The sequence below is a fragment of the Sphingobacterium sp. Lzh-3 genome (genome assembly GCF_046764375.1).
GTDB lineage: Bacteria > Bacteroidota > Bacteroidia > Sphingobacteriales > Sphingobacteriaceae > Sphingobacterium.
Genome location: NZ_CP177226.1, coordinates 1,142,369 through 1,158,982, shown reverse-complemented (window position 1 = coordinate 1,158,982; position 16,614 = coordinate 1,142,369). Strand labels below are relative to the sequence as shown.

The following is a 16,614-nucleotide window of genomic DNA, read 5'->3' as shown; positions in this document are numbered from 1 at the left end:
ACCTTACCCGCCCTGATTCTCCAAAATGGACAATCGAGAATTATATTCTGAGCCCTCTAAAAATTAGGCTGACTAGAAATTTGGTATCCCGAAGACTTTGTACATAGTCAATTTCAACCTGCCGCTTCAGTATTGCCTGCTGTTCTGTACTATGTTTCAATGCATTAGCAAAATTTATAAGTACAGAAGCTATATTTTCAGGATCTGTTAGATCCAATTTTTCATGTGCAATGGCCTGTGTAAGGAGCTTAGTAAGAAAAGCTTTCTCTTGCACCATCATTGCATCATATAGTTCAAAAAAACGAGGTAAAATCTTATCAAGTGATTCGACAGACACCCTATTCATATTGAGCACATTGGTATAATAGTTCAATCTCGATTCTAAATAAAAAGAAATCTGATTCTCTACTCCCTTCTTTTTCAATGTACTTTTTTGTAATGTATCAATAAAAGATTGTCCTTCTCGTATTGCTACTTCAATAAAAATATCCTCTTTGTTCTTGTAATAATAATAAAGAGACGTTTTGTTCAATCCCACAGTTTTAGCAATGTCTTCCAAGGTTGTTTTTTCTAATCCATAACGCTCGAAACACTCCATAGCCGCCTGTCCAATTCTTTCTTTGACCTGTTCCTTTTTGTTCATCTAAAATAAAGTTAGTAATATATTTTTCAATTTTCAAACATTTAAATAAAATGTTCGAAAATTGAAAAATAGATCAAGATGTAAACCTAACACTGTTAAAAGTCAAATACATACAGACTTAACATGTTACACCAAACATAGATAAATTGATTTTTAAATAAAAGAAGTATGCAATCTTATTCAGGTTTATTCGCTATAAAATTGTCTTTACTGCATTTTTAAGAAGCCCAGTTTTCTTCTCATTACTATCGCTCATTTTGGGATTTCGAGAACATATTGTTACAATTAAATTAACGCAGGAACTGTAAATTTCGCTACTACACACAGTAAGGATACCTTATAACGATAAATTATCCTTTTTCTATTCGAAGGGCCTTTTTACTTTTTTTCAATCTGTATGGGGAGACTTTTAATATAACTACGGAATATTACCAGACATCACGATTCGATGCCCGAAGACTTTCCCGAGCATAATTCGCTACTTCATCATTTTCGTCTCCAGTTTTTAAACGTACCTGTAAATTTTCTAGCCAGTCGGCTAAAGCCTCTAAAGCCGTTTCGCCGTTTCCGAAAATGCCTTGATGCGGATCGGGTCCTAGTAAACACCAATAGGACGTTTCTTCTCTAAATACAACGGGACGTAGTTCACGAATTTCAAAAGGTAATTCTTCTGAATCAAAATCCAATGGTACAATTTTATCTTCAGCTATTTTCATCTGTTCCATAACCCATTTCTACTTTTTTTAAATCTTCCTCTGGCCAGGTAAGCAGCTCCTTCAACAGATATGTTTTTGGTCCCCCATCTGCTGTATCATCAGCAAACTGTTTTAAAAATTCCTGTAGATCGCCTTCGATTTTTATTAATTTTCCATCTTGAAGAACATCATAGCCCGCTGCAATCCATTCTTCAATCCTTTCCTTATTAATTTGTAGTTTCTCCATCTGCTGTATTTTGTAGTATTTTAAATGCTGCCTCGTATAACATTTAATAAGATCGCATCGATTAAAATTATAATAGCCATCCATAAAAAATAGCCTGAGCACTATCAAACCTTAAAAAAGCAGCTCTCTATAATAAGAACAATGCTTTAATATATATAGTTGATTTTTTTTTAGATTATCCATAAAAAAAATCTATTAAAAAAGAGGTAGTTACATATCATTTATTGTTTATCAAAATGTTAAAAAAATCTTTGGCAAACTATTTGTTTCAACAGCGAAAGTTTTCTAATCGGAAACACACAACTTATATTTTTTTAAATTATCATGAAAAAAGTAATTCTACCTTTTCTAACACTTTTTACGCTACTATTTGCTGCTCATCAGCAAGCAAACGCACAAACTCCTTATCGCACAGCCATTGGTCTTGGCATAGATGTAGGTGATGGTCAAACCCTATTCGGTCCACAGATAAAACACAATTTTGGTGGAAATGATGCTGGAAATGCACAAGTATTATTTGGAGACAATATTACTGTTATCGGCGTAGATTATTCATACAACAAACGTATTCCTGGATCGCGTGGTCTTTCATGGTATATTGGAGTTGGTCCACAAGTATCATTTATTGATTATGGTAAATGGCACGACGACTGGTATGACGATTACCATTGGAAAGATGGAAAAACACATACTGATTTTGCAATCCGTCCAGCCTTGGGCCTAGAGTTCAAAATTCCGTCTGCACCATTAGCCATGCATTTCGACTGGAAACCATGGTGGAATCTTTCTCATGGCTCCAATTTCGAGCCATCGCGTTTTTCGTTAGGATTTAAATTCGTTTTGAAATAGCATAACGCAAGTACAAAAACAAGAATCCTGCTCATCATCCATATGGCAGGATTTTTTGTTTTCAAAACTGCGATTTCACCAATTCTCGATTACTTAGGCTAGACCTGAAATCAGTATAGCGCTTATCCTTCAATTTGATACGTGATCGGTTGCCCGGTAGCAATCTCCCTTTCCAATATCTGTTCCGGAGAAAGATTTTCCAAAAACATGATCAGTGCCCTTAGGCTATTGCCATGCGCAACAATAAGTACATTTTTACCTTCTTTCAGTTTGGGTAGTATAAAACCTTCGTAATATGGAATAACACGTTCGTATGTATCTTTTAGGCTTTCACCCCCAGGCGGAGGAACATCAAAAGATCTTCGCCAGATATGCACTTGTTCAGCGCCATATTTTTCCGCCGTTTCGGCTTTGTTCAATCCTTCCAGCTTTCCATAACCACGCTCATTTAAAGCAGCATTGATAACAATGGGAATGTGAGGATTACCCATTTCATGCAAAATAATCTCTAACGTATGCTGCGCTCTGATTAGCGTCGATGTATATGCTATATCAATCGGCTCATTTGCCAGCGCCAAGCCCGCCTGCCGAGCTTCCTGTTGTCCCAATTCGGTAATATCGATATCCTGCCAGCCCGTAAAGCGATTTTCTAAATTCCATTGTGACTGTCCATGTCGGACCAAAAAAAGTTTTGCCATTAGTTATTCAAAGTTTACCCAAACTGTTTAGCTTTATTTATCTAAATGTTTAATACAATATACTCAATTTTGTTTTATTAATGCCATTTCCATTGCCGTGCTCCTGAAATATCTATTGCTATACCGCAAATTCTTATCTTATATACACACTGAAAACCAACCAATTAGTCTTCTATTTATTGTTTACATGGCATAAAAACACCTTTTTCATTCTTTCAAAAAATTTACGTTCCCAAAAGACATCTATTAGCGGCAGATTATTGATGCAAAACCAAACAATCGCCAGCAAAAAAAATATTTTTTATTATCTTAGATAAATAAATCGAGCAAGAAAACAACTTGTTTTTTCATTAACTATAGTTCACATATATGAAATTATATGCCTTTGTTTTGGGAGTAGGCCTACTTCCAGCCGTAGGATTATGTCAAAAGACCGTCAGCCCGGGTAGCAGCGATATCAATACCAACTATATAAAACCAGAAAAATCACTGTATACAGTCTATTATGTCAAAGATAACACTTGGGACAAACAAGGATCATTGACCTACGATATTGTAGCGGCCAACAATCAGCTGACTTTAACCAATACTTATGTTCCGAAAGACAATGCCTGGACTTCGATCCGCACCACTGTCGCTGACGCAAAAACACTTCGGTCTATCAGCTATTCCAGCGATGGCAAAGAAACAAAAGTAAGCCTCAACTTTGGGGAAACAATTACAGGTAATTATTATTCGAAGAAAACTAAAAAGGAAAAAAAGATCAACTTACAGCCAACTAGACCTTTTGTAGATTTTAACTGGACAGATCATCTGATTTCAACTTTACCTTTAGATCTAGGGTATAAAGCGCGCATCCCGCAATTTTATTACAATAGTGATTCCGACATTTTTGTCGAAGACTATACCATCAAGGAAGTAAAAAGCTACAGTTATGGTTCCCCAAAAACGGGCAAACACGACAGTTGGCTGGTTACACTTTTAGAAGAAAGTACCGGAGCCATCTACAACTATGTCATCGATAAGAAAGATCGCCGATTATGGCAAAGGGAAATGTCCATGGGAAACGGAAAGTGGGAAATTACCGTAAACGAAGAACTGGACTATCAACCTATTAAAAATAGATTCAACAAAGAACAGTCTGCCCAACAGATTTCTCAAGGGAACAGTGTTATTATCGGGACGGCTTACGCACGATCTAGCTCCGGAAAAAAACTTGGCGGGCTCGTGAATACTGCCAAAAAGCAATATGCTCCAAAAGGAACAGAAATTACGCTGTTTGCCAACTCTGCTTATTATGAAGAATGGCTGGAAGTCAATAAAAAGATCCGAAAACAAAAAAAGGTCCAGGAGGTTCCATTAGATCCTGATTTTGGCTATGCGGTTAAAAAAGCAAAAGTGTATGATGATGAGGGACATTTCGAGTTTGCAGATCTCATGCCAGGCGCATACGTGATCATGGCCAGCTTCGATTTCACCAATTCATACAACTACTCCTATGTGTCGGGCTACACCAATTATTATAACTATTGGGGGTATACAGGTTCAACGACAAATTATGGTACCGCAAAATCATCTTATGTCGACAAAGCTAATATTGAAAAACATGTCACCATTGACAAAGACGGTGAGAAGAAAGAGGTAAATTTAAAAGAAATGTAATCAAAAAAATGCTGTTAAACCGCTTTGCTTAACGGCATTTTTTGTGCTTTTTGAAACATATTGCTAAGACGAGAAAATCTTCGCCCCTTCATTTACCGATTCCTCTACTTTTTACGAAGTTCGATATAACGATCTATGCTTATAGGAAAGTTATCAGCTGTACGGAGTAAAAAACAAGCAGCCGCTCCTACCCAGACCGAATAATCAAACGTCGATTTAATTCCTAACGATAAGGTCATCACCATCGCAAAGCTAATCAGTAAAATCCCGGCAATTAATGCGCTAAAACGCAGCTTATAGCCGATCAACAACAGGATAGCTAAGATAACCTCCAATAATGTCGCACCGATAGCAAGTATATTACCGAAGGATACTGGCACAAAAAAATTGAGGGTATTTGAATAGGCTACAAAATTGGCCCAATTTCCCCAAGAAACATGTGATGCGCCCGGCGCCCCCCATAGACCCAAACGATCTGCAACAGCAGACAAAAATGCTGTTGATACAGCTATACGTGCAAAAAGTTGATTATACATGGTGTAAATTATATAAATATGGTATAAACGATATGAATCAAATTTAAGCGAACAAAAACAGTCCAAACTTAAACCAGTTTAAGAAATTTTGTACAGCCAGCCCATATTGACTCCGCATCGCCCTATCTATGGTTATGTCTTTATAGCGATACATCATCATTCACCAAACCGTCACTTCCATTCAGCATTATTCTAACTAGCTAATTCCATTCCATGGGAAATCAATAAGGCTGCCAACACATGGGTGCTGTACAGCCTTATACATCAATTAATACGAATAAGAATTTAATATCAGGTGTCTACTTCATTATGTGATAACACACTGTTATAATGACGACCAAGATGCGCAATAGTCCTAATGGAAATAAAAATTATAAACAAAAACTAAGTATCGTCATAAGATGACCGATCTATCAAAACTGCCTTGTTTTACTGCTAAATCCCCACAATAGTGATATCGCGTGTCAACAAGCCAAAGTACAATACTATATTTCAATCTTCCTATAGAAAATTTGCTCCAGCTGCAGGGTTAATTCCTGCTGCTGTTGGTTTCTAAAAATTAACACCTTCGGCTGGTCTGCGTGTACATGCTTTTTAATCGCTTGTTGCAAGTCTGTTAATTGATCTATTTTCTCGCCCTGGTAATTCAGCACAACATCACCGACACGCAAACCGCTTTTATAAAGATTGCCTTTTTCATCCAACTGAAGTAGCAGCACGCCGTTTATCGCGGGTAGGCCCGCTGCTGACTGCTCTCCCAAAGTCTCCACTGATTTAAATACCCCCGACTTCCAGGCCCATCTGCTCCCCTGCTCCTTTGCTTCGGATTGGATCAACTGAGGTATTTCAGGTCTAGCAGCAAGAGTTTTAAGCCTTTTACTCGTAACTCCGAAATGCAACATGTCAAAATTTTTAAAATCCTGATCTTTCCAGTTCTTCAATCGGAAATCGCCACCGGCAGGATTCATAAAGTTCAATTGAATAACACGACCATGTTTTTCGATACCTTTCGCCCGATCTTTGTCTAGGTCATCCTGCCTTCTGTAGATATTATGGTCTACCTCTTGCCCCCAATACCTGACCTGTATATCCTGATGGGATTCCATCACGATATTATTACGGAAAACATCGTGACTATTCTGAAACCAGACATGTGGATGAAAACCATTGTTGATCATCACATTGTTATACACGTTACGATAAAATCCTTCTCTTAGTTTTAGTCCCCCACTTAAACATAGATTGTTGTAAATTTCATAGTTGGAAGATCCGTCGTCCAAATCAATATCCCAACCGTGATCACAGCGAAATCTATTATCATGAATTTTAGTTGTTTTGACTGCATCCAACACTATTAAATTGGGATGCTTCCCCGTCAGTTCATCCATCTCCTTTCGATTGGGATGCCAAAATCGGTCGCGCCCCCATGAGTTGAAGGCTCCATGATCGCTGGTTTCCAGGACTGTATTAAAAACATCATTGTAAGCTATCTCATGTCCGCCCCAGGTACCATCACCTACATTAATACCTGCTCGAGGCACATTGTAAATGGTATTGTGCAAAATTCGTAAAGATTCAGCCATAGAGACCTGTACACCTGCTACTTGTTTTTCGATCAATCCAATGTCATGAATCAGATTGTCACTCGCCTCACAGTCCATGGGATAATTATCGGTTTTTGGCCCTTTGATGGTATCCATTTGGTCAAACGGAACAAATTTTTCATATCGAAATTCCGGTGAGCGAACCGCCGCTGGATCTCCTACAAAATTGATCGCTCCGGCACCGATCTGTTCAATCCGGTTGCCTTCAATTTTGACCCCGCGATTGTAATTATTAACAAATATTGCATTGCCGCCCAAAGCGATAAAATCATTCGCGCGGAAGATACAGTTTTCCGCACCTTCAATCTTTACGGCTCCCTGTCGATAGATCGTCCAATCACTACGTAAGAGTGGTTCGCTTGTTTTCATAAAGGTAGGAGCAGCATACATGAAGCGAAGGCCACTAACCTCAATATCATGCACTGGTCTGGAAGATGAACCTGAAAGATAGATTAGATTTTCCAATTGTGGTGCTACAAACTTCAGCTGGTTGGGATCAACTCCTTTAGCAGGCATATAATATAACAGTGCCTTCTCCTCATCCAAATACCACTCCTGAAAGGTATCGAGTTCTTCAAAGATATTTTCTACAAAGCGATAGGTCTCGTGCATTTTGCTGGGACGATTATTTTGCTGTCCACCTTCAAGTGTAACTGTTGATAAGCCATCTTTTCCGGTAATCTTATAATGGAATCCTCCCCAGCTACCAGCATGCAAAGCATGTACAATTCCCCCCTTAGGGTTTTTCCAGGTTGCGACACGTTCGGGACTTAATGCATCTGCAGCATAGCCTTGAAATGGCAAGACTGTGGGATCGTAGTTTGGATAACGTGCCCGGACAAGATGCTTATCATTAGCATATAGACTTTGGAAGTTTACTCCTCTTGTGACCTTAGCCTCCCAAATACCATGATCGCCCTGTTTCCATTTAAGGTTAAGCGATTTGGCCCCACTCAGCGTAACTTGTGCTCCATCCTCGGCCTTAATCCGCAAGGGTTGCCTTCTTGTACCGGATATCCCAGCAGACAATTCAATCGGTTTATCCAGCTGATAGGTGCCTGCCATAAAGATGATTTCGATGCCCGGTGTATTTTTCCCTTGTTTCTGTTTTTCTACCGATCGCAATGCGGCTTCAGCTGTGGCATAAGGGCTTCCTATGGTCCCTCGATTTCGGTCATTTCCTTTTGTGCTTATATAAATACGTTTGACAGTACCGGCCTCTTGTCCATGAACGCTAAGCGAAGTAACACAGGACAGGCCGGTAAATATTAATGTTGGAAATAGCATAAGAAATTTCTTCATAATTTTAATCGTTCATAGTAGTTTTTGCTAGAGCCTATATCGAGGTTAAAACCATTTATGTAGGCTCGATAAGTGAATAAAAATAAAGTCGTTTGCTACGCACAAACGACTTTTTTAGTTCGTGTTTCAATAGATTTCGTGTTTCAATAGATCATATCGTATTCCACCTAATACTAGCATTTCGCCTAATTAGCGAACGGTCTATTGAATCACTTCACTGATCTGTACCGCTGGCGTAATATTCGTGTACTTTGGAAAATCTTCGGCAAACTTTTTCCCATTTCCCTTCAAAGGATCCTGATAGGCAGCAACAGAATCAAAATACAAATGGCAAATGGCCAAATACGTCGGGCCTTCTGCTGAGCTACGTCCCGAAAGTCCTTTATCAATGGTTATACCTTTCAATGCTTTACCGTAAACTTTTTTGACAAGCGCAATATGTTTTGGAAGATAATAGCCCCAATCAAATGTCTTTCCAGGCCCATTTGGATAAAAGACCGTCACCTTGATCATCCCTTTTTTATGAAAAGGTGGATCTGCCTTTACATGGTGCTGAAATCCCAAAAGCATGGTTATTAGCACTAGGAATAAAATGAATTTTGTCTTCATATTTGTTGATAAGTAAGATCAAATAACACTCTTTTTTCAAAAATATTTATCATGAGTCAATAATCAGCGAATATTGCTTAGATTAGTCCTTTTTTCGTTCTGCCGCCGCTTTCAACAAAATTTCCTTACTCGCAAGCGGCACGTTGCCGTTTCCATCAGGTCCAATATTGAGCAACAAATTCCCCCATTCGGCATATCCTTTGGTTGAATTTCCCTTTATACATCCCTCCAAGTTGACTATAAAGCCCAAAATGAATAAACATTCCATATTTTGCTTCCATAAACCAATGCATCCGTTCATCAAATTCCTTTTTGGATTCCTGTAAATTATTAACTTGGGCGTTTCCCATGTTCATAAACAACATGGCTAGTAGAGAAAGAATACAATGCGTTGCTTTTATCATATTTATTACAATTGGTTAATCCAACAAGCTCAAGCGGCTGTCAAATCTTCTATTGGTATCTTGCGCATTCGACAAATGCTAAACCATTCTGCTATTGCAAAATAAATATAAAAAATATGAACAACACTTTTTATTTATTGCAAAGAAGTTACGCTTAGCGTACAGGGCTATACCTGCCTCAATTTTACAAAAATGAAAACTTTCAAAGCAGCTTATCAAACAGCCTATCTGCTATGAAATTTAATATAAATTCTTTCCAAAAAGGATTTATATTTAGTAAATATTTCATTAAAAACCATCCTATAGATTGAAATTATGAGTTTAAAGACCTTAATCACAAAAAGTGTCGAGTATAACGACTGGGTTGTCAATAAATACATCAATTGGCTGGCTGATAAATCGGACGACCAACTTAACCAGGAGGTACCTTCAAGCTTCCCGACCATTTTGAAAACCTTAAACCACATCTTGCAGACACAGGAATATTGGTGGAGCCACATTGCAGAAAGCAATGATTTTGATTTTGAAAAAAAGCGAACCACAAAAGAAGAAATATTTGAAGCACTAAGAAGAAATTCAGTTCAACTTGTGGGTTATGTACACAAGCTATCTGAGTTGGATCTTGAAAAAAATATCAAAGTGGAATCACCATGGTTTCAATGCGATTTCACGAAGTATGAATACATACAACAGCTGATCCTCCACGGAACATATCATAGGGGACAGATCGTTACAATGGGGCGCGCTATTGGAATAACGGATGCCCCAATGACAGACTTTAATTATTGGAATATTTATAAAGATCAAGAATAGGGATTCGAGCAGCGCTATGGACCAAATTACCAGTAAAGTACAGATCCGAGAAATTGTCGCAGCGGCGAAACAGCAAGGACAGCAATCCGGTATTGAATGCCTTATATTAAGCTTACAAGAGTGTTTACTGAATAAGAAAGTTCGATTTCCACTTCTGGAGTTTGCGGCCAGGGAAATTATGCTATTCATGCCTGAGGCCGAACAGTTACACTTTACAGATCGTCTCATTGCCACAACAGAAATGGGAAGTTATGTTTTAACGGGAATAATTCTTCAGCAACGTCTCCCCGAACACTTTGAAGAATCCATCCATAAAGCCTGCACCTATATAACCATGGGCAATCAATGGTACGTCTGTGATATCATCGGCGAACGCGTACTTGGCCATGCGCTGTTGACTTCACCTAAAAAAGCTATACCATTATTAGAAGAATTAGCGCATCATCCTGATAAATGGATTGTTCGTACCATTGGTGTAGCTACGCACTATGCTGTAAAAAAGGGACTGCCAGCCACATACGTAGACATTTTGTTAAAGCTGCTCATTTCATTATCAAACACGACAGATTTCCATGTGAAGAAAGGAATCGGCTGGGGGGCCAAAACAATCGCAAAGTTTCACCCTAAGGTAGTTGCTTGCTACAGTAAAGAAATTGAATCGCCAGAAAGCAAACAATGGTTTCGGACAAAAATTACGATTGGTCTCAATCGCCACAAATCGGGGGCTAAACAGACTCGGCAGGAGGCTACAATGGCTCATCGTAACCAATAAAATGAATGCGTGATTTTCTTTGCGATAGTTATACATCAAGAAAGGCGAAGTCTACCATTAAACCTCGCCTTTCTTTTATGACTAGTGCATGAGTAACTTTACTTACTCTCGATTACTTATCTTTTTTCATTGTTCCGTTTTCACGAAGGTTAATATGCCAACTAAAAGCCTCCTCTAACAGATGTGGTGTATGCCCTCCCCTTTCGCAAGCGCGGTTATAATAATCTAAAAGCTGCTCTTTATAATCTGGATGTACGCAGTTCTCAATAATTACTTTTGCTCGCTCACGAGGCGCTAAACCTCGTAAATCTGCCAAGCCATAATCTGTTACCAAAATATCGACATCATGTTCGGTATGATCTACGTGAGAAACCATAGGAACAATGTGAGAAATTGCATCCCCTTTAGAGGCTGCCTGTGTAACAAAGATGCTCAAGTAAGCATTACGTGCAAAGTCACCCGATCCACCGATACCGTTCATGATATTTGTTCCCGAAGTATGGGTAGAATTTACGTTTCCATAAATATCAAACTCTATGGCTGTATTAATTGCTATAATCCCCAAACGTTTGATCAGTCCAGGTGTATTGGAAATGTTCTGTGGGCGCAATACAATTTTATCGCGGTATCGATCCAAATGATCGAACACTCTTGAATAACACTCTTCCGAAACAGTAATTGAAGAAGCAGAAGCAAAATCCAGTTTTCCAGCATCGATAAGGTCAAAGGTGCTATCTTGCAACACTTCAGAAAACATCGTTAGATTACGGAACTTACTATGTATAAATCCGGTCAGAACAGCGTTAGCTACTTTTCCAATACCCGCTTGGAGCGGCATCAAGCTTTCTGACAAATGACCTAGCTCTACTTCATTTTCGAAAAACTGTAAAATATGCTTCGCTATCGCTGTAGTTTTGGTATCCGGTTCAGCAATATCGGCTGGGCTATCAAGCTCATTCGTAAACACAATTCCCACCACCTTGCTTGCGTCCAAAGGAATAGTTTTACGCCCAATTTTATTTTCAGGAGCTACAATTGGAATAACATTACGGCGAGGGTAATCTTCTGCTTGGTAAATATCATGTATGCCTTTAATCGTCATCGGTATCGCAGTATTGACCTCCAAAATAACCTGCTTAGCCAATGCAGCAAAAGTAGCCGAATTTCCCACAGAAGTCGTTGGAACAATACTTCCGTCTGATTCTATTGCTGCTACTTCCAAAACAGCAATATCAACCTGAGGCAAATTCTTATTGTGCAGCAATTCGGCTGTTTCGCTTAGATGCTGATCAATAAACAGCACATCCCCGGCATTAATTTTATTACGTAAAATACGATCTACCTGAAAAGGCATCCGCTTGGATAGTGCCCCCGCTTCCGCCAATTTGCCGTCTGTTCCATGTCCCAACGAAGCCCCAGTAATCAGGGTTATTTTTAATGGATCCGCTTTTGCACGTTCAGCCAATGCAGGTAACACAACCTTACTGTCTCCAGCCTTAGTAAAACCACTCGATCCAACGACCATTCCATTTTGAAATAGCTTAGCAGCTTCTTCCGCTGTAATCACTTTATCATGTAAGCTTTGAACTTTTATTCTTTCGTAAGCCATATTGTTATAGTTTGATTTTATTCCATTATTGTAAACTTAAGAAATTGAAACCTATATATTTCCCTTATTTGTAAAGTTCTTTGTTATATTTTCCAACCGCTTAACCAAACAATTTTAGCATTTTTTTCAACTGCATATTTATTACCATTCGACACAAAATTATCCAAACGAGACTAAAAAGCCACAACTTACTACAAATCAAAAATATACAACAAATCATAATAAAAAAATATTTTATATCACACGGATCGATAATATATATCACACTGATAACAAACAACTTACAATAATAAAGGTAAAACTAAAGTAAGTAAAGACTAACTCTCCGGTCGATTAATTACCATTTTAACGTAAGCATACACTCACTTTCAAGAAGTAAAGGTGGGGTCTAGTAAAAAAGTCTTACCTTTGTGACATCGTATTATAGGTTAAAATGAATACACAAGATATAACGACAGATGCTAAATATGTCAACCGTTATTATATGACGGAAGTAGACTCATTTGAAGATAGCATTTACTGTCACCACGCTATTATTGCAGAGAATCATATTTCCGAACATTGCCACGAAAAGGACCAATTTTTATATACAGAAGGCGGTGTCGTATTTGTTAAGACAGAGGAAAAATCATATTTTTTACCTGCCCGACATTATTTGTGGATTCCTGCTGGCATAAAACATAGTATTCATCCAAGTACCCCGGAGGTCGTTATGCGTAATTTGTACTTTCCCAAAACCAATAATGACGCACCCTTCTACAGCAAAATGGGAATCTATCCAGTAAATGATCTTTTGATAGAACTGATTATGTTTACCAACCGCTGGAATGGCAATATATTTCCGGTCGAAGAACCTAAATATAGTATCGCTACAGCATTTAAACTTATCCTGCCGGAATTATCGCTGCATGAGCTTCCTTTAGCCTTGCCCTATCCTAATCATCAGAAATTAAAGGATATCGTCACTTACCTCGAAGAGAATATAGAGGAAAATGTCAGCTTTAAAAAACTTGCCGGATTATTTAACATTAGTGAACGTACATTAGCCAGACTATTTCAAAAAGAATTAAATATGTCTTTTATCCAGTACTACACGATTCTCAGAATGCTGACTGCTCTTAAGCTCCTTTTAGACGAAAAACTAAGTGTAAATGAAGTTGCTCTCAAAGTTGGATACAATAGCCTCCCCACGTTTAGTAACACATTCAATAAGGTCGTCGGTATCCGTCCAAGCGAATATGTCAAACAAAAAGAATTGCTTATTTAAAAATGTTTACCTAATTTAGGTCAATAAACCTAATTCAGGATGAAATTCAAACATATCATTTATAGTGCTGGAATTTTATTGCTCAGCACTTCTTTATTTGCCAAATCTCAAGATAAGAAACCCAAACCCATTCAGTTATTTAATGGGAAAGATTTGAAGAACTGGACCCCAAAAATCAGAAACCACAAAGTTGGGGATAATTATAAAAATACGTTTCGTGTAGAAGACGGTTTACTCAAAGTAAGATATGATGGTTATGATAATTTCAATTTTCAGTATGGCCATCTATTCTACAATAAAGAATTCTCAGCTTATTTATTGCGCGTCACTTACAGATTTGTTGGTGAACAGGTAAATGGTGGAGAAGGTTGGGCTTGGCGTAATAGCGGAGCCATGCTACATGGACAGGATCCAAATACCATGGGTGTTGATCAAGACTTTCCAATATCGATCGAAGGGCAACTGCTGGGTGGAAATGGCAAGGACGAACGGACTACAAGTAACCTTTGTACACCAGGCACAAACGTTGTGATCGACAATAAACTATTTACACCACATTGCATCAGCTCAACATCAAAAACCTATGCTGGAGATCAATGGGTAACTGCTGATTTCTTGGTATTGGGAGACTCACTTGTGCAACATATCCTTGAAAACAAGGTCGTATTACAGTATAATAAACCCCAAATTGGTGGCGGCAATGTAAGTGGTTTCGATCCTAAAGTGAAAAAGGATGGTCAGCTTTTAAGTAAGGGGACTATTTCACTGCAGAGCGAGAGTCATCCTATTGATTTCAAAAAGGTGGAACTTTACGATTTGGAACCTTACATGAAAGATCCCAACAAATTGAAAAAGGTCATCGCAGAGTTACTTCCAAATTTGCAACAATAAAAAACACTGCAAGTCAGTTTTAAAATAAAAAAGCATCGAATATCGATGCTTTTTTATTTACCATTCGCTTGGAAAGAGAAATCCAAAGTATATAACATAAAGAAAAGGGATACAGCGAGCTGTACCCCTCTATATCTATACGAAAAGCTTACGCTAAACCGTTAACAAATTTTGTTAACTTAGATTTGTTGTTAGAAGCTTTTTTCTTGTGGATCACATTTTTCTTTGCCAAACGATCAAGCATAGAAATTACGCGTGGTAACAATGTTTTTGCTTCTTCTGCAGAAGTAGTGTGACGTAATTTTTTGATTGCGTTACGTGTAGTTTTTGCTTGGTAACGGTTTCTTAAACGTTTAGTAGCGTTTGCTCTAATTCTTTTGATCGCTGATTTATGATTTGCCATTTTTTTTAGCTAATTTTTATTCAATTTTTTCTTGTAATTCGGACTGCAAAAATAACACCTTATTTTCAATATTCAAAATCTATTTTATTTTTTAGGTTTAGTATATTTGCGACATGCAAAAATTATCGATGGATGAACTTCAACGTACAGATGTTGAATCGTTTAAAAAACAAGAAAAAACTCCTATCACAATCGTTATGGACAATGTACGGAGCATGCATAATGTGGGCTCAGCCTTCCGTACTGCCGACGGATTTGCTATTGAAAAAATATACTTGTGTGGCATTACGGGCACACCTCCCCATCGCGAAATCGAAAAGACCGCCCTCGGGGCTACTCAATCAGTTGCTTGGGAATACCACAAAGATACCACAGCTGTTGTTGATCAGCTTCGGTCAGAAGGGTATGTCATTATTGCCATCGAGCAAGCAGATGATAGCGTTATGTTGCATCAGTTTAAACCAGAAAATGACAAAAAGTATGCATTGATTTTTGGAAATGAGGTCAATGGAGTAGATGAAGATGTCATGGAAAAAATTGATACCTGCATCGAAATCCCCCAATACGGAACCAAACATTCCTTAAATGTATCTGTCGCAATTGGCATTATTCTTTGGGATTTTATCCAAAAACGCAATTTCAATTAAAAATTTATCAATAAAGGTCACATTCCTATTCACATTGCTTCCATTTTAGAAAGCAAAATAGTAGATTTGTGTGCAAAATTTAAAGAAGAAATGAGTGTATTAGTTAATAAAGATTCAAAAGTAATCGTTCAAGGTTTCACTGGCAACGAAGGTACTTACCATGCTACTCAAATGATTGAGTACGGAACAAATGTAGTTGGTGGTGTTACTCCTGGTAAAGGTGGTCAACAACACTTAGACCGTCCTGTATTCAATACTGTGCAAGATGCAGTTGACACTACAGGAGCTAATGTTTCTATTATTTTTGTACCTCCAGCATTTGCTGCAGATGCGATCATGGAAGCTGCCGCTGCTGGTATCGAAGTGATTGTTTGTATTACAGAAGGTATCCCAACAAAAGATATGATCCAAGTAAAATCTTACTTGAGCGACAAAAACTCTCGTTTGATCGGTCCTAACTGCCCAGGTATCATCACTGCAGGCGAAGCTAAAATCGGCATCATGCCAGGATTTATCTTCAAAAAAGGTAATGTAGGTGTTGTTTCTAAATCAGGAACTTTAACTTACGAAGCCGTAGATCAAACTGTAAAAGCAGGATTAGGTATCACAACAGCAATTGGAATTGGTGGTGACCCTATCATTGGTACAACAACCAAAGAAGCTGTTGAATTATTAATGAATGACCCTGAAACAGAAGCGATCATCATGATCGGTGAGATCGGTGGTGGAATGGAAGCTGAAGCTGCTCGTTGGATCAAAGAACACGGTACTAAACCTGTTGTTGGATTTATCGCAGGTCAAACAGCGCCTCCAGGACGTCGTATGGGACACGCTGGTGCAATTGTTGGCGGTGCAGACGACACTGCTGCTGCAAAAATGAAAATCATGCGCGAGTGTGGTATTCGTGTTGTTGAATCTCCAGCTGAAATTGGAAAAGCAATCGCAGAAGAATTGGCTAAATAA

The 16,614-nt window shown here is 38.3% G+C and carries 18 protein-coding genes; 8 read left to right on the top strand and 10 right to left on the bottom strand.

Annotated features, from left to right (window positions below):
- Positions 1-40: 40 nt before the first annotated feature.
- From ACLCDV_RS04740 to ACLCDV_RS04730, 3 genes are all read right to left on the bottom strand, one after another.
- Positions 41-643, bottom strand: coding sequence for a TetR/AcrR family transcriptional regulator (locus ACLCDV_RS04740; protein ID WP_411973011.1), 603 nt, complete (start codon positions 641-643; stop codon positions 41-43).
- A 428-nt stretch (positions 644-1,071) separates the two neighbouring features.
- Positions 1,072-1,368, bottom strand: coding sequence for a hypothetical protein (locus ACLCDV_RS04735; RefSeq protein ID WP_411973010.1), 297 nt, complete (start codon positions 1,366-1,368; stop codon positions 1,072-1,074).
- Positions 1,346-1,585, bottom strand: coding sequence for a hypothetical protein (locus ACLCDV_RS04730; protein ID WP_411973009.1), 240 nt, complete (start codon positions 1,583-1,585; stop codon positions 1,346-1,348). Before ACLCDV_RS04730 ends, ACLCDV_RS04735 begins: the two co-directional genes overlap by 23 nt.
- A gap of 324 nt (positions 1,586-1,909) precedes the next feature.
- On the opposite strand from ACLCDV_RS04730, the gene ACLCDV_RS04725 reads away from it, so the two are divergent.
- Positions 1,910-2,434 carry a hypothetical protein gene (locus tag ACLCDV_RS04725; protein ID WP_046671657.1) on the top strand — a complete coding sequence of 175 codons (525 nt, stop codon included), beginning with the start codon at positions 1,910-1,912 and terminating at the stop codon, positions 2,432-2,434.
- Positions 2,435-2,556: 122 nt separating this feature from the next.
- Here the strand turns inward: ACLCDV_RS04725 and ACLCDV_RS04720 are convergent, their stop codons facing one another.
- The gene (locus ACLCDV_RS04720; protein WP_411973008.1) at positions 2,557-3,132 is read right to left on the bottom strand and encodes a 2,3-bisphosphoglycerate-dependent phosphoglycerate mutase; all 576 of its coding nucleotides are present in this window, start codon (positions 3,130-3,132) and stop codon (positions 2,557-2,559) included.
- 369 nt (positions 3,133-3,501) lie between these two features.
- Here ACLCDV_RS04720 and ACLCDV_RS04715 point away from each other — a divergent pair, with 369 nt between their 5' ends.
- Entirely contained in the window at positions 3,502-4,794 is a 1,293-nt protein-coding gene (locus ACLCDV_RS04715; RefSeq protein ID WP_411973007.1) for a hypothetical protein, read from the top strand.
- Between the two features lie 104 nt (positions 4,795-4,898).
- Here ACLCDV_RS04715 and ACLCDV_RS04710 read toward each other — a convergent pair whose 3' ends face one another.
- From ACLCDV_RS04710 to ACLCDV_RS04695, 4 genes are all read right to left on the bottom strand, one after another.
- Entirely contained in the window at positions 4,899-5,330 is a 432-nt protein-coding gene (locus ACLCDV_RS04710) for a DoxX family membrane protein (protein ID WP_317668291.1), read from the bottom strand.
- 485 nt (positions 5,331-5,815) lie between these two features.
- Positions 5,816-8,236 carry a PDZ domain-containing protein gene (locus tag ACLCDV_RS04705; protein ID WP_411973006.1) on the bottom strand — a complete coding sequence of 807 codons (2,421 nt, stop codon included), beginning with the start codon at positions 8,234-8,236 and terminating at the stop codon, positions 5,816-5,818.
- Between the two features lie 201 nt (positions 8,237-8,437).
- A complete protein-coding gene (locus tag ACLCDV_RS04700; RefSeq protein WP_411973005.1) occupies positions 8,438-8,845 on the bottom strand; it encodes an EthD family reductase in 408 nt (135 codons plus the stop codon).
- A 155-nt stretch (positions 8,846-9,000) separates the two neighbouring features.
- The gene (locus ACLCDV_RS04695) at positions 9,001-9,126 is read right to left on the bottom strand and encodes a hypothetical protein (RefSeq protein WP_411973929.1); all 126 of its coding nucleotides are present in this window, start codon (positions 9,124-9,126) and stop codon (positions 9,001-9,003) included.
- Positions 9,127-9,564: 438 nt separating this feature from the next.
- Between ACLCDV_RS04695 and ACLCDV_RS04690 the strand changes: the two genes are divergently transcribed.
- Together ACLCDV_RS04690 and ACLCDV_RS04685 are read left to right on the top strand one after the other, a co-directional pair.
- Positions 9,565-10,062 carry a DinB family protein gene (locus ACLCDV_RS04690; RefSeq protein WP_411973004.1) on the top strand — a complete coding sequence of 166 codons (498 nt, stop codon included), beginning with the start codon at positions 9,565-9,567 and terminating at the stop codon, positions 10,060-10,062.
- A gap of 16 nt (positions 10,063-10,078) precedes the next feature.
- Positions 10,079-10,834, top strand: a complete 756-nt coding sequence (locus ACLCDV_RS04685; protein ID WP_411973003.1) for a DNA alkylation repair protein — start codon at positions 10,079-10,081, stop codon at positions 10,832-10,834.
- Positions 10,835-10,946: 112 nt separating this feature from the next.
- On the opposite strand, the gene ACLCDV_RS04680 is transcribed toward ACLCDV_RS04685, so the two are convergent.
- Positions 10,947-12,443, bottom strand: a complete 1,497-nt coding sequence (locus ACLCDV_RS04680) for an acetyl-CoA hydrolase/transferase family protein (protein WP_411973002.1) — start codon at positions 12,441-12,443, stop codon at positions 10,947-10,949.
- A 433-nt stretch (positions 12,444-12,876) separates the two neighbouring features.
- Here ACLCDV_RS04680 and ACLCDV_RS04675 point away from each other — a divergent pair, with 433 nt between their 5' ends.
- Together ACLCDV_RS04675 and ACLCDV_RS04670 are read left to right on the top strand one after the other, a co-directional pair.
- The gene (locus ACLCDV_RS04675; protein WP_411973001.1) at positions 12,877-13,710 is read left to right on the top strand and encodes an AraC family transcriptional regulator; all 834 of its coding nucleotides are present in this window, start codon (positions 12,877-12,879) and stop codon (positions 13,708-13,710) included.
- 39 nt (positions 13,711-13,749) lie between these two features.
- Positions 13,750-14,601 (top strand): DUF1080 domain-containing protein, encoded by an 852-nt coding sequence (locus tag ACLCDV_RS04670; RefSeq protein WP_075991192.1) that lies wholly within the window; start codon positions 13,750-13,752, stop codon positions 14,599-14,601.
- Positions 14,602-14,749: 148 nt separating this feature from the next.
- On the opposite strand, the gene rpsT is transcribed toward ACLCDV_RS04670, so the two are convergent.
- The gene (gene rpsT / locus ACLCDV_RS04665; RefSeq protein ID WP_046671646.1) at positions 14,750-15,004 is read right to left on the bottom strand and encodes a 30S ribosomal protein S20; all 255 of its coding nucleotides are present in this window, start codon (positions 15,002-15,004) and stop codon (positions 14,750-14,752) included.
- A 113-nt stretch (positions 15,005-15,117) separates the two neighbouring features.
- On the opposite strand from rpsT, the gene ACLCDV_RS04660 reads away from it, so the two are divergent.
- On the top strand, positions 15,118-15,651 hold the full coding sequence (locus ACLCDV_RS04660) for an RNA methyltransferase (protein ID WP_317668298.1): 534 nt from the start codon (positions 15,118-15,120) through the stop codon (positions 15,649-15,651).
- Positions 15,652-15,741: 90 nt separating this feature from the next.
- Positions 15,742-16,614: a succinate--CoA ligase subunit alpha gene (sucD, locus tag ACLCDV_RS04655; RefSeq protein ID WP_070564656.1), complete on the top strand. Its 873-nt coding sequence runs from the start codon at positions 15,742-15,744 to the stop codon at positions 16,612-16,614.